Source organism: Pseudomonas sp. NPDC090203 (assembly GCF_044746765.1).
GTDB classification, from domain to species: domain Bacteria; phylum Pseudomonadota; class Gammaproteobacteria; order Pseudomonadales; family Pseudomonadaceae; genus Aquipseudomonas; species Aquipseudomonas putida_AD.
Genome location: NZ_JBIVCV010000008.1, coordinates 213585 through 227214, shown reverse-complemented (window position 1 = coordinate 227214; position 13630 = coordinate 213585). Strand labels below are relative to the sequence as shown.

Here is a 13630-nt window from a genome sequence, read left to right as displayed (position 1 = left end):
AGCTGCAAGAAAAAGCGGGCCGGAGTACGCACTCTCGTAGCAGCACGGCTTGCCGGCGGGGCGGTGTGTCAGCCCACACTGGATTGCCTGACCCACCGCTCCCGCCGGCAAGCCGTGCTGCTACGGGGTATCAGCGGCCCAGATAAACCTCGATCACCCGCTCATCGGCCTGCACTTCTTCCAGCGACCCTTCGGCCAGCACGCTGCCCTGGTGCAGCACAGTGACGTGGTCGGCGATGGTGCCGACGAAGCCCATGTCGTGCTCGACCACCATCAGCGAATGCTTGCCCGCCAGGCTCTTGAACAGTTCGGCGGTGAATTCGGTTTCGGCGTCGGTCATGCCTGCCACCGGCTCGTCGAGCAGCAGCAATTGCGGGTCCTGGACCAGCAGCATGCCGATCTCCAGAAACTGCTTCTGGCCGTGGGACAACAATCCCGCCGGACGCGAGCGCGAGGTGCCCAGGCGGATCGTTTCCAGCACTTCGTCGATGCGGTCGCGCTGTTCGCCATTGAGCCGGGCCCGCAGGCTGGCCCACACCGATTTGTCGGTCTTCTGCGCCAGCTCCAGGTTCTCGAACACGCTCAAGGCTTCGAACACCGTGGGTTTCTGAAACTTGCGGCCGATGCCGGACTGGGCGATCTGCACCTCGCTCATGCGGGTCAGATCCAGCGTCTCGCCGAACCAGGCCTTGCCGTGGGAGGGGCGGGTCTTGCCGGTGATGACGTCCATCAGCGTGGTCTTGCCCGCGCCGTTGGGGCCGATGATGCAGCGCAGCTCGCCCACGCCGATGTACAGGTTCAGGTCGTTGAGCGCCTTGAAGCCGTCGAAGCTGACGCTGATGTCTTCCAGGGTCAGGATGGTGCCGTGCAGCGTGTTCAGGCCACGGCCTGCCGTCTGGCCAAGGCCGATGGCGTCGCGGCTGGTGCCGGCGTCGCTGTTGGGATCAAGCACCGGGTCGAAAGCCGGCGTTGGTGAACTCTTCATTGTTCTCCCCTTTTCTTGAGCAGGCCGATCACGCCCTTGGGCAGGTACAGCGTCACCACAATGAACAGCGCGCCGAGGAAGAACAGCCAGTATTCCGGGAAGGCCACGGTGAACCAGCTCTTCATGCCGTTGACCAGGCCTGCGCCCAGCAGCGGGCCAATCAGCGTGCCGCGCCCGCCCAGGGCGACCCACACGGCGGCTTCAATGGAGTTGGTCGGCGACATTTCGCTGGGGTTGATGATGCCGACCTGGGGCACATACAGCGCGCCCGCAAGGCCACACAAGACAGCGCTCAGCACCCAGACGAACAGCTTGAAACCACGCGGATCGTAGCCGCAGAACATCAGGCGGTTCTCTGCATCACGCACGGCGGTCAGCACCCGGCCGAACTTGCTGCGCGCCAGGCGCCAGCCCACGAACAGGCTGCCGACCAGCAGGGCCACCGTGAGCAGAAACAGCACCGCCCGCGTGCCCTGGGAAGTGATGCTGAAGCCCAGGATGCTGCGGAAGTTGGTAAAGCCGTTGTTACCGCCAAAGCCGGTTTCGTTGCGGAAAAACAGCAACATCCCGGCGAAGGTCAGGGCTTGGGTCATGATCGAGAAATACACGCCCTTGATCCGCGAGCGAAAGGCGAAGAAGCCGAACACCAGCGCCAGCAATCCTGGCGCCAGCACCACCAGGCACAGGGCCCAGAGGAAGTGCTGGGTGCCGACCCAGTACCACGGCAGCTCGGTCCACGACAGGAAGGTCATGAAGGCCGGCAGGCTGTCGCCCGAGGCTTCGCGCATCAGGTACATGCCCATCGCGTAACCGCCCAGGGCGAAGAACAGGCCGTGGCCCAGCGACAGCAGGCCTGCGTAACCCCACACCAGGTCCAGCGCCAGGGCGACGATGGCGTAGCAGAGAATCTTGCCTACCAGCGTCAGGGTGTAGGCCGACACTTGCAGGCTATTGCCTTCGGGCAGCAGCGACAGCAGCGGCAGGGCGATCAGCAGGGCGAGGATGACCACGCCCACCGAGATCGTGACTTTGGTGCCAGCGCGTTGCGCGGCGGTAACCATCAATGGCTGGTTCATCAGTCGATCACCCGTCCTTTGAGCGCGAACAGCCCTTGCGGACGTTTCTGGATAAACAGAATGATCAGCGCCAGGATCAGGATCTTGCCCAGCACTGCGCCGATTTGCGGTTCGAGAATCTTGTTGGCGATGCCAAGGCCGAAGGCCGCCATCACGCTGCCGGCCAGTTGCCCGACACCGCCGAGCACCACCACCAGGAACGAGTCGATGATGTAGCTCTGGCCCAGGTCAGGGCCGACGTTGCCGATCTGGCTCAGAGCCACGCCACCAAGGCCTGCGATCCCGGAGCCGAGCCCGAAGGCCATCATGTCGATACGCCCGGTGGGCACGCCGCAGCAGGCGGCCATGTTGCGGTTCTGGGTCACGGCGCGCACGTTCAGGCCCAGACGGGTCTTGTTCAGCAGCAGCCAGGTCAGCACCACCACGAACAGCGCGAAGCCAATGATGATGATCCGGTTGTACGGCAGCACCAGGTTCGGCAGCACCTGAATGCCGCCGGACAGCCACTCGGGGTTGGCGACTTCGACGTTCTGCGCGCCGAACACCACGCGAATCAACTGGATCAGCATCAGGCTGATGCCCCAGGTGGCGAGCAGGGTTTCCAGCGGGCGGCCGTACAGGTGACGAATCACCGTGCGCTCCAGCGCCATGCCGATGCAGGCCGTTACGAAGAACGCCACCGGCAGCGCCACCAGCGGATACAGCTCCAGCGCACCCGGCGCGTAACGTTGAAACATCAGTTGCACGACATAGGTGGCGTAGGCGCCGAGCATCAGCATTTCGCCGTGGGCCATGTTGATGACGCCCAACAGGCCAAAGGTGATCGCCAGCCCCAATGCTGCCAGCAGCAGGATCGAACCGAGCGAAACGCCGCTGAACACCTGGCCGATCACTTCGCCGATCATCAGCTTGCGTTTGACCTGCGCCAGGCTGGTCTCGGCCGCGAGGCGTACGGTGGGGTCGGTTTCGACGTTGGGTTCGAGCAGGTTCTGCAGACGCGTGCGGGCCAGCGGGTCGCCGGTTTCGCCCAACAGACGCACGGCGGCCAGGCGCACGGTCGGGCTTGAGTCCACCAGTTGCAGATTGGCCAGCGCCAGGCTCAGGGCCGAGTGCACGGCATCGTTTTTTTCAGCGGCGACCTGCTGCATCAGCAGTTGCAGTTGGGCAGGGCGGGCGCTCTTTTGCAGTGTCAGCGCGGCGGCCAGGCGCAGTTTGGCGTCGGCGGCGAGCAGTTGGTGACTGGCCAGCGCGGTTTCCACGAGGCCGCGCAGGCGGTTGTTCAGGCTGATCGCTTGCGGCTCGTCGGGATTGGGCGCGTCGGCCAGTGCCGGTGCGGCTGGATCGACGGCGGTGAAGCTGTCATCGCTGTTCTGGATGAAGGCGCGGTTGCTGCTGTCGGCGGCCACGCGGCCTTCCTGCAGGGCAACCAGCAGTTCAACGCGCGCCGGGTCGGGCTTGGCGGCCCAGGCTTCCAGCAGTTCGGCACGTTGAGAGGACTCGGCGGCGACAAAGTCACCGGCATCGCTGGCATGGGCTGCGAAAGGCAGCAGCAGGCACAGGGTAAGGATGAGGTGGTGGAGAGATCTGGGCATATCGTTTGGCCTTGGTGTCGGCGTCCTGTAGGAGCGCGCTTGCCCGCGACGGGGTGTGTCAGGCGACCTCGATGACACAGACCCACCGCCGTCGCGGGCAAGCGCGCTCCTACAAGGAAATTGCGTCGAGTCGAGGGCGTGCCCCGACCCGACAGCGCGTTGCTTAGTTACTCTTCACCGCATAATCCGGCTTCTTGTCGTTGCCCGGAATGAACGGGCTCCAAGGCTGGGCGCGCAGTGGCTCCTTGGTTTTCCAGACTACGTTGAACTGACCGTCGGCCTTGATCTCGCCGATCATCACCGGCTTGTGCAGGTGGTGGTTGGTCTTGTCCATTTCCAGGGTGAAGCCCGACGGCGCGGCGAAAGTCTGGCCGGCCATGGCTTCACGGACTTTATCCACATCGGTGGACTTGGCTTTCTCGACCGCCTGGGCCCACATGTGGATGCCCACGTAGGTGGCTTCCATCGGATCGTTGGTCACCGCCTTGTCGGCGTTCGGCAGGTTGTGCGCCTTGGCGTAGGCTTTCCAGTCGGCGACGAACTTGGTGTTCACCGGATTCTTGACCGACTCGAAGTAGTTCCAGGCGGCCAGGTTGCCCACCAGCGGCTTGGTGTCCACGCCGCGCAGTTCTTCCTCGCCCACCGAGAAGGCCACCACCGGTACGTCGGTGGCTTTCAGGCCCTGGTTGCCCAGTTCCTTGTAGAACGGCACGTTGGAGTCGCCGTTGACGGTGGAGATCACAGCGGTCTTGCCGCCTGCCGAGAACTTCTTGATGTTGGCCACGATGGTCTGGTAATCGCTGTGGCCGAACGGGGTGTAGACCTCTTCGATGTCGCTGTCCTTCACGCCTCTGGAGTGCAGGAACGAGCGCAGAATCTTGTTGGTGGTGCGCGGGTAGACGTAGTCGGTGCCCAGCAGGAAGAAGCGCTTGGCCGCGCCGCCGTCTTCGCTCATCAGGTACTCGACTGCGGGAATCGCCTGCTGGTTAGGCGCAGCGCCGGTGTAGAACACGTTTGGCGACATTTCTTCGCCTTCGTATTGCACCGGGTAGAACAGCAGGCCGTTCAGCTCTTCGAAGACTGGCAATACCGATTTGCGCGACACCGAGGTCCAGCAACCGAACACCACCGAGACCTTGTCCTGGGTCAGCAACTGACGGGCCTTCTCGGCGAACAGCGGCCAGTTGGACGCAGGGTCCACCACCACCGCTTCCAGCTTCTTGCCATTGACGCCGCCCTTGGCGTTGATTTCGTCGATGGTCATCAGCGCCATGTCCTTGAGCGACGTCTCGGAGATGGCCATGGTGCCGGACAAAGAATGCAGAATGCCGACCTTGATGGTCTCGGCGGCCTGAACGGTCCAGGTCATGCCCATGGCGGCGATCGATGCGGACAAGGTGAACGCTTTAAGCAAACTGCGACGCTTCATTGGCTAGCTCCATTCTTCGATTTTTTGAAATGACGGCGGTTGGCGGTGCCGGGAGTTGAGGCTGAAGAGCTCATAGCAAAGGCTGGGCCAAGGCAGAAAATGCCGAAAAATCAAAGGGGTTCGAAACATTCAGGAAGCGGTTTGCACCAATGTGGGATCAGCAGGGTGCCGTGGTGCGCAGGTTGCGCCGATGTGGTGCGGGGAAGTTGACGAGGTCGACAGGATTTCGGCTGCACCACTGACCTGTAGGAGCGTGGCTTGTCCCGCGAACGGCGACGAAGTCGTCGCAATTCGGTTGATGCGGTGCGTCGGACGGAGTGCGGCGTCAGGTTTTACTGCCGGTACCCGGCAGGTCGCGGGCAAGCGCGCTCCTACAGGTCGTACACGCGGAGGTAAAAACAAGGGCGGGGCCTGAAACCGGAAATGAGGAGGAATTCATCACTAAACCACTCAAAAAGGTTCCAGGCCCCGCAGGACGCAATCTAAGCTGTTGCCGCCGTTTTGGCAAAGCGCGAAAGGGCTATCCGATCGAGCAGCCACACAGCCAGCATGGAAATCCCGACGAGCGGGAAGGCAACGCCCAGGACAATCATCACGATAGTCGCAATTTTCCAGCGTGGCAGATCATGACGCAGCGGCGGGACGCCAAAGCCGTTTTGCGGGCGGCGTTTCCACCAGATCACGATCCCGCTCACCGAGCTGAGCAGCACCATCAGGCAGATGAACAGGATGACCAACTGGTTGAACCAGCCAAACATCTTGCCCTCGTGCAGCATCACACCCAGCTCGGTGGCCCTGGATACCGTGCTGTAATCCTGATAGCGCACGTCGGCCAGCACCTTGCCGCTGTATTGGTCGATGTGCAGGGTGGCGTCGTTGCGCGGATCGTCGGCGAACACCGACACCGTGAATACACCGTCGGCGGTTTTCGGCGCGCTGATGCTGTAGCCGGGCTCGATCTTGCGTTCACTGGCGATGTCCACCACCCGTTGCAGGGTGACGACAGGGGCCGCCGGGGCGCTGGACATGCCGCCATGGTTCATGTGCTCGGCGTGATCACCCGAAGACACTGGCATCGGCGTGTTTTCCATGGCCCAGGGTACGGTCTGCACGGCAGCAGTGTTCAGATCGCCCGCCTGCCTGTCGGACTTGGGCACGTCGTTCCACATCGCCGCCGGAAAGGTGTTCCAGACATCGGCGTAGACCTTGCCCCACATGCCGGTCCAGGTCATGCCACTGAGCAGCATGAACAGCAGCGCCACCGAACCCCAGAAACCGGTCACCGCATGCAGGTCACGCCACAACACCCGACCGCGTGCAGTGACGCGAGGCCAGAGCACGCCAGCCGGCGAGCGCCCCCTCGGCCACCACAGGTACAGGCCCGACACCACCAGCACGATGCCCCAGCCGGCAGCCAGCTCCACCAGCCGATCGCCGACGGTGCCGATCATCAGCTCGCCGTGGATCTCACGGGCCATGGCCTGCAGGTTGCTCTTGGCGTCCTGGGTGCCGAGGATCTTGCCGCTGTAGGGGTCGATGAACAGGTTGGTTTCGCGGCCGTCCTGCTTGATCACGAACTGCGCGCTGCTTTCGGCATTCACTGGCGGCAGGTACTTGCTGATCGGTGCCTGTGGATAAGCCGCAAGCACGCGCTGTTGTTGCTCGTCGGCGCTGAGCATGTGATGCGCCGGTTTGACGGTCAAAAGGTCGCTGTACATCAGCGAATCGAGCTGGGGCTTGAACAGGTAAATCATGCCGGTCAGCGACAGCATGATCATGAAAGGGGCGACGAACAGGCCGGCATAGAAATGCCAGCGCCACGCCAGGTTATAGAACGACACGTTTGGTTTGGACATGATGCAACGCTCCCGTCAGGGAAGAACACGGCGCAGCGCGCGGGCGCACGCAAGTGGCCAGCGGATACGGAATCTTTTTTCAGGGTTCAGGCGACGGAGGCGAGGGGCGGGGCGCGGGTACGGGCGTTGGGAAAGATGTTGCGCTGGGCGTGGCCCTGTTGTGGGGCCGCATTATAGAAATCGGCGGGTTTGGGCGGGATGGGGGCCGCCACTGCCAGGGTCTGGGTCAACGCCGGGCAACTGAACAACAGGGTGCAATAACCGCATTTGGCCCAGATCACGTGGTCTGGGGCTGCAACCTCAGGCGCGGTGGCGTGGTGCCCGCCGTGGTCTGCCGAGGCGGCCTTCATTGGCGCAGCCATGTCCATGCCGGCCGGCATCGACATTCCCGCGTGATGCTCCATCGGCATCGACTGGGAAATCAGCGGGCCGATGAAGATCATCAGCATGGCGAACAGGCTCAGCCAGGCAGCCGGCGTGTTGCGGGATGCTGGGGCGGACTGGGCGCGGATCGCGGGCACGGGTTTCATGGCGCTTCAGCTTCGACGGTCAAAAGCCATCAATGAACGTGGGCCGGAGCTGCGTCTGGTGCCTGTTTCTGCACCATGACATCGACGGTCACGTCGCCGGTTTTCTCGAAGTGCAGGGTCAGCGGGAATTTCTGCCCATCAACGAGCTTCGAGCGGTCCTTCAGATCCAGCAGCATGACGTGGTAAGCCATGGGCGCGAAGGTCACCGCGCCGCCGGCCGGGATGTCCACCGTCTCGACTTGCTGCATCTTCATCAGGCCGTCTCTGTTCACGTGCTCGTGCAATTGAGCGGTGCCGGCAATGGGGCTGTCGACACCGGTCAGGCGATCGGCGTCGGGACCTGCATTGCTGATCACGAAATACGCCGCAACCGTGGGCGCATTCGGCGGCAGCTCCATCGACCAAGGGTGGGCGATAGCTAGATGGCCTTTTGCATACTCATGAGCATCAACATAGCAGGCCGGCATCAGCAGCGCTGCCAGCAACAGGAATTTTTTCAGCATGGGTGACCTCTCTCAATCCATTCAGATACGCGAAGTACGGCGTGAACGAACGATCAGACGCGAGGAGAGGCTCTGGGACTGAGGCTGGGCCACAGAATGCGGGGAGGCGCGTGGAAAACCACCAGCACATCCGGCAGACGAACGGGCTGCACGAAGGTCAGGAAACCGAGCTGGTTACCGGCCGGAACCGCCACCATCGTCAAGGCCCCGGAACAACACGGGCAATGCTGCATCACCCCGTGATCGGAACGGTCCGGCGCCTGCTGGTCGGCCGGCGCAATGTTCGTTGCCACCAGGCGCGGGCCATTGCTCGTACAGAAACTGCCCCACAACACCTGCTCACCCTGCGTACGCGGCATGGTCGGCGTCATGGGCATCGCCAACATCCCGAACAGGAGCGCAAAGCACGCAATCCAGGCAAAGGCCCGGCGCCGCTTGAAGCTCTGTAGGGATTGTTGTTGTGTGTTCATGTCGGCCATTTAGCCTGAATGATGGGGAGATGTAAAAAGACTGAGTGCGGCGTTATGTCGCGGGGTCAGGGATGGGCCTTGATTCCGGATAGGCGGGCCACGGCTAATGCAATGTTTTGCTCCGCTTTCCTCACAAGCGAGCCATCTCCTGGATCGAGTTCGCGGCAAGCTTTCAGATAGCCGTCCATATCATCGGGTGTTTCCAGATACTCGGCGACATTGAACGGCGCAAAACTCTCCCGTTCAGGCAAAATCGGATGGGGGCACTCTTCAAGATCTTTCTGCAAGAGAATGGCCGTTGTCATCTCTCCGCGCTGACAGAGTTCGCGAGCCTGATCCGAAACCCCTTCTGTAAACTCAGCGTCTTTCTGCATTCTCTCGAAGATCGTTTCTTTCACTGATCGGGTGAGCCTCATGGCATTTTTTCCTGTGCATTAGTGCGTGTGCGCATGAGCTAAGGTTACGAGGCCAATTCGTCGCCGACCATACGCTGAGCTTGATAGCTTGCGCTCGATCACAAGGTCTGAGGAGTTACATAGTTATTGCGTTTAGAACTTCCGCAACACTCCCAAACTCCCGATCCACCCCCACCAACACCGGCCGTTTCAGTACCAGCACCGGCACACCACGCTCCCGCGCGACGTCCAGCTTGGGCTCGGTGGCGCTGCTGCCGCTGTTCTTGCTGATCAGCACGTCGATATCGCGACGTTCGAACAACTCGCGTTCGTCCTCGATCCGGAACGGCCCGCGGGCGCCGATGACTTCGCAGCGCTCGTTGTCGGGGTAGGTGTCGAGGGCGCGCAGGGTCCAGAACTGGTGTTCGGGGATTTCGTGCAGGTGTTCCAGCGGCTCGCGGCCCAGGGTGAACAGGGGGCGTTTGAAGGGGGCGAGGGCGGAGATGAGTTCGGCCCAGTTGGCCACTTCACGCCAGTCGTCATCCGGGCCTGCCTGCCACGCGGGGCGACGCAAGGCCCAGCAGGGAATACCCGTGAGTTTTGCGGCAGTCGCTGCGTTGAAGCTGATCTGCGCGGCGTAGGGATGAGTCGCGTCGAGGATCAGACTGATCCCTTCGTCATGTACGAATTGCGCCAAGCCTTCGGCGCCGCCATACCCGCCGACCCGCACCTGGCATTGCAGATCAGACGGCACCCGGCCTACACCTGCCAGGCTGTAGACGTGTTCAGGCCCCAGGGTTCGGGCGATGGCGAGCGCTTCGGTCACGCCGCCCAGCAACAAGATGCGTTTCATGTGAGGGCTCCTGCGTGGCCGACGATGCCGCCCTGACGGTCGATGGCGAAGACTTCCACCTGCACCTGGGCGGGCACCACGCTGCGGGCGAAATCCAGCGCGTGCTGGCACACCGCATCTCCCAGCGGCACGCCGACCTTCGAGGCCATGGCCAGCGCCTGCTGGCTGGTATTGGCTTCTCGAATGCCTTGTTGCAACCCGGCATCCGCGCCTACATCCGCCGCCCATTGCGCCAATTGTTCAAGGTCGATGCTGGAGTGGCGACTGTGCAGGTCCATGTGGCCGGCGGCCAGTTTGCTGATCTTGCCGAAGCCGCCGCACAGGCTGAGTTTATCCACAGGCACTTTGCGCAGGTGCTTTAGCACGGCGCCGACGAAGTCGCCCATCTCGATCAGGGCGATGTCGGGGAACTGGTAGACCCGGCGCATGGTGTCTTCGCTGGCGTTGCCGGTGCAGGCGGCGATGTGCTGGTAGCCGTTGGTCCTGGCCACATCGATGCCCTGGTGAATCGAAGCGATGTAGGCCGCGCAGGAGAACGGCCGCACGATGCCGCTGGTGCCTAGAATCGACAGCCCGCCAAGAATGCCCAAGCGCGGGTTCATGGTCTTGAGTGCCAGCTCGCCGCCGTTGTTCACGCAGACCGTCACTTCGAAGCCACCTGCATAGCCTCGTTCGGTGGCAAGTGCCGTCAGGTGTTCGGTCATCATTCGCCGAGGCACCGGGTTGATCGCCGGTTCCCCCACGCCCAGCACCAGGCCAGGCCGGGTTACGGTGCCCACGCCCGGGCCTGCGACAAAACGCACGCCGGGTTCGGATATCAAGCGCACCTGGGAATACAGCAGCGCGCCGTGGGTGACGTCCGGGTCATCGCCGGCATCTTTGATCGTGCCGGCCTCGGCGCCGCTCGCCAGTGGGCGGCAGAACTCCAGGCGCATCGTCACCTGCTTGCCCTTGGGCAGGGTGATCTCGATGGCATCGTTGGTCTCGTCCGCCAGCAACAGGCGCGCCGCCGCCAGCGAGGTCGCCGTGGCGCAACTGCCTGTGGTCAGCCCGCTGCGCAGGGGCGCGGGTTGTTCGGCGGTTTCTTCGCGCATCAGGGTTTGATCGCTTCGAGCAGGGTGATCGGCAGCGCCTGACGCCAGGTGTCGAACTTGCCCAGTGGCTTGGAATGCGCAAGGTGCACGCGGGTCAATTCGCCGCCATGGGCCTCGCGCCAGTTGACCAGCATCGCTTCGCTTTGCAGGGTGACGGCGTTGGCCACCAGCCGCCCGCCCGGGCGCAACTGTTGCCAGCAAGTGTCCAGCACGCCAGCGCGGGTCACGCCGCCGCCGATGAAAATCGCATCCGGGTGCTCCAGCCCTTCAAGGGCATCTGGCGCCCGACCGCGCACCAGTTGCAGGCCGGGCACGCCCAGCGCGTCGCGGTTGAATTCGATCAACTGTTGCCGCTCTTCATTGGCCTCGATGGCCACGGCGCGGCAGGTCGGGTGAGCGCGCATCCACTCGATGCCGATGGAACCGCAACCCGCACCGACATCCCATAGCAGCTGCCCGGGAACCGGAGCGAGGCGGGCCAGCGTAATGGCGCGCACATCGCGTTTGGTCAACTGGCCGTCATGGCGAAAGGCGTCATCCGGCAGGCCGCCCAGGGGCGACAGGCGCAGGGTGTCGGGCGCGGCGCGGCAGTCGATGGCGACCAGGTTCAGCGCCGCAATTTCCGGGTTCGACCACTCGTTGGCGATGCCCTCGATGCGCCGCTCAACTGGCCCGCCGAGGTGCTCCAGCACCGTCATATGACTGGGGCCGAATCCGCGATCACGCAGCAGGGCGGCAATCGCAGCGGGGCTCGTGCCGTCATTGCTCAACACCAGAAGGCGCAAGCCGTGATGCAGTTGCGCATTCAGCGCCGCCAACGGGCGAGCCACCACAGACAGCGTCACCACATCCTGCAACGCCCAGCCCAGTCGAGCGGCGGCCAGGGAATAGGAAGAAGGCGCAGGGATCACCCGCATCTGCTCGACAGGCACTTGACGCGACAGACTCACGCCCACGCCGTAGAGCATTGGATCGCCGCTGGCGATCACACAGACCGGCTGCCCACGCAGCTCCAGCACCGGGTGCAGGGAAAACGGGCTCGGCCACTGGTGCCGCTCGGCCTGAATACAAGGCGGCAGCAGCTCCAGCTGGCGCGAACTGCCAAACACCTGCCGAGCCTGCAACAACGCATGCCGGGCATTCCTGCCCAACCCCTTGAAGCCGTCCTCACCGATTCCCACGACTGTCAGCCACGGCGACATGTATTGCCCTCAACCTGAATCTGCCACAGGCCGGTCTGGGTGGCCTGTGGATAAGGTCGGCATGATACCGCGCCAAAGGCCCCGTTTTGTAAGGCTTTATGAAGCAGCTTGTGGGGCGTTTCCGAAAGTCGCGTAAGCGCGCCGTTTTAAGCCCTCTGTGTAATGACAGGCTCCAAACCATGAATCTATCTTCCGGTCATTCGTGCCGACGATCAGGTTGATCCTTCCATGTTTGGACCTTATGCCTTCATCAATGACCGCTCGCAAAACCTGTCCGGCTACAGGGACAGCGTGCTGCTCAGAGGTCACGCCCGGACCAAGTTCGATCAGCTCAACGCCCATCTGGGCCTTGGGCTCAATGTTCTGCCGGGGGAGCTGATTCTCCTGGGGGACGAATCGACCAGCATGTGCACGCCCCATGAGCAACAGTTGATGTCCTACGCCCGGGATGTGCGCCAGACGTTGATGCCGAGCAATGCCGCCAGTTCCCATGCCGCGGTCCAGAACTATGACCTTTTGCAGAACATCATGTCCTACGGCTCCATAGGCGTTGGCAGCGTGACCTCGGGATGGGCGACGCACCTGAACGCTGTGCAGGACACGTTGAAAGAGATCAACGGGACCTACCAGAAGTGGCGCTCCGGCGTTTTCACCAAGGATCAGTTCGTAGCCCATCGGCAGAAGCTGTTCACGGTACTCGATGGGCAACTGCGGGGCATCGGACGCTGGGGTACTGGACTGAGAAACAACTCGACGATCAAGAAGATGCTCGGGATTTCCAGCAAGCGCTACTGGGCGAACGGAGAAATTCGCGATTACGCCAAGAACCTTAAGCGCATTAATAACGTTGCGCGCAACTTGAGCGCAGGAACGTTGGTCGGGGTCACGCTGGATCTGGGCGCAGGTGCAATGGAAATCTCCGAGGCGTGTTCCTCCGGGCGTGAGCAGGAATGCACAAGGGCCAAGTTTGTTGAGGTGGGGAAGATGATGTTGGGCATACCAGCGTCGATGGCCGGTGGCAGGATTGGTGAAAGAGCCTTTGCACAATTGTGTCTACGGCTAGCGGGGCCCAGTCGTGGGGCAAGTATCGCTGTATGCGGGATCGCTGGCGCGGCAGTTGGTGGGTGGGGCAGCGGAAGCGCAGGCTCTTCAAGCGGAGGCATGATGGGGACAATGCTCTATGAGCTGTTGGGAGATGAATAAAGACTTCCTGCGCTGGATACTTTTTGGAGACACTCTGTTGTTACTGTTCAGTTGTGCGGTGTCGTTGTACGTTCAGTGGAAAGTCCTTCCCAAAGTCGAGCAGCAACTTGAAAACTGCAGGATTGTGACGGACGCTAAAGCGTTCTGGGGGACAGGACTACATGGTTGGAGCCATCGGTATGTCATGGTCAATCTGGCGCTTACATCCACTCGTTTGCTTGAAAGGAAGGGGCTGATCGACATCAATGAGGTCAACAACATTTCCAAAGCTCATCGGCGATGGATCTGCATACCTATGCGAGTAGACGGAGTTACCCTCGCCGTGCTGTTGTTCCTCTATTCTCTAGACAAATTCTGCTGATAGCCACACGTAGACGGCCAGCCGACCAACCGCCTTTTCATGCCCGGCGTCAAAGCAGGCATAATATGGCGCTTTCCAGCC

Annotated in this window: 14 protein-coding genes; 2 read left to right on the top strand and 12 right to left on the bottom strand. The window is 62.2% G+C overall.

From position 1 onward, the window contains the following. Positions 1-130 precede the first annotated feature (130 nt). The 12 genes from urtD to cbiE form a co-directional block, all read right to left on the bottom strand. On the bottom strand, positions 131-985 hold the full coding sequence (urtD, locus tag ACIPO9_RS16160; protein WP_400782053.1) for an urea ABC transporter ATP-binding protein UrtD: 855 nt from the start codon (positions 983-985) through the stop codon (positions 131-133). Beyond that, positions 982-2061 carry an urea ABC transporter permease subunit UrtC gene (gene urtC / locus ACIPO9_RS16155; protein WP_400605487.1) on the bottom strand — a complete coding sequence of 360 codons (1080 nt, stop codon included), beginning with the start codon at positions 2059-2061 and terminating at the stop codon, positions 982-984. The genes urtD and urtC overlap by 4 nt, the downstream gene beginning before the upstream one ends. Next, on the bottom strand, positions 2061-3653 hold the full coding sequence (urtB, locus tag ACIPO9_RS16150) for an urea ABC transporter permease subunit UrtB (RefSeq protein WP_400782051.1): 1593 nt from the start codon (positions 3651-3653) through the stop codon (positions 2061-2063). The genes urtC and urtB overlap by 1 nt, the downstream gene beginning before the upstream one ends. A gap of 163 nt (positions 3654-3816) precedes the next feature. Then, positions 3817-5082, bottom strand: coding sequence for an urea ABC transporter substrate-binding protein (gene urtA / locus ACIPO9_RS16145; protein ID WP_400782048.1), 1266 nt, complete (start codon positions 5080-5082; stop codon positions 3817-3819). 482 nt (positions 5083-5564) lie between these two features. Continuing rightward, positions 5565-6938, bottom strand: coding sequence for a PepSY-associated TM helix domain-containing protein (locus tag ACIPO9_RS16140; protein WP_400782046.1), 1374 nt, complete (start codon positions 6936-6938; stop codon positions 5565-5567). Positions 6939-7024: 86 nt separating this feature from the next. After that, the gene (locus ACIPO9_RS16135; protein ID WP_400782135.1) at positions 7025-7459 is read right to left on the bottom strand and encodes a DUF2946 domain-containing protein; all 435 of its coding nucleotides are present in this window, start codon (positions 7457-7459) and stop codon (positions 7025-7027) included. A 38-nt stretch (positions 7460-7497) separates the two neighbouring features. Further along, on the bottom strand, positions 7498-7971 hold the full coding sequence (locus tag ACIPO9_RS16130; protein WP_274136253.1) for a copper chaperone PCu(A)C: 474 nt from the start codon (positions 7969-7971) through the stop codon (positions 7498-7500). Positions 7972-8024: 53 nt separating this feature from the next. Continuing rightward, positions 8025-8450: a DUF2946 domain-containing protein gene (locus ACIPO9_RS16125; protein WP_400605479.1), complete on the bottom strand. Its 426-nt coding sequence runs from the start codon at positions 8448-8450 to the stop codon at positions 8025-8027. Positions 8451-8506: 56 nt separating this feature from the next. Continuing rightward, complete coding sequence (locus ACIPO9_RS16120) at positions 8507-8857, bottom strand: hypothetical protein (RefSeq protein WP_400782043.1); 351 nt, start codon at positions 8855-8857, stop codon at positions 8507-8509. A gap of 115 nt (positions 8858-8972) precedes the next feature. Beyond that, the gene (locus ACIPO9_RS16115; protein ID WP_400782041.1) at positions 8973-9689 is read right to left on the bottom strand and encodes a cobalt-precorrin-6A reductase; all 717 of its coding nucleotides are present in this window, start codon (positions 9687-9689) and stop codon (positions 8973-8975) included. Next, complete coding sequence (locus ACIPO9_RS16110; protein ID WP_400782039.1) at positions 9686-10783, bottom strand: cobalt-precorrin-5B (C(1))-methyltransferase; 1098 nt, start codon at positions 10781-10783, stop codon at positions 9686-9688. The genes ACIPO9_RS16115 and ACIPO9_RS16110 overlap by 4 nt, the downstream gene beginning before the upstream one ends. Then, the gene (gene cbiE, locus ACIPO9_RS16105; RefSeq protein WP_400782037.1) at positions 10783-11985 is read right to left on the bottom strand and encodes a precorrin-6y C5,15-methyltransferase (decarboxylating) subunit CbiE; all 1203 of its coding nucleotides are present in this window, start codon (positions 11983-11985) and stop codon (positions 10783-10785) included. The genes ACIPO9_RS16110 and cbiE overlap by 1 nt, the downstream gene beginning before the upstream one ends. Positions 11986-12213: 228 nt before the next feature. On the opposite strand from cbiE, the gene ACIPO9_RS16100 reads away from it, so the two are divergent. Continuing rightward, a complete protein-coding gene (locus tag ACIPO9_RS16100; protein WP_400782034.1) occupies positions 12214-13188 on the top strand; it encodes a hypothetical protein in 975 nt (324 codons plus the stop codon). Further along, entirely contained in the window at positions 13181-13549 is a 369-nt protein-coding gene (locus ACIPO9_RS16095; RefSeq protein WP_400605470.1) for a hypothetical protein, read from the top strand. Before ACIPO9_RS16100 ends, ACIPO9_RS16095 begins: the two co-directional genes overlap by 8 nt. Positions 13550-13630: the final 81 nt, after the last annotated feature.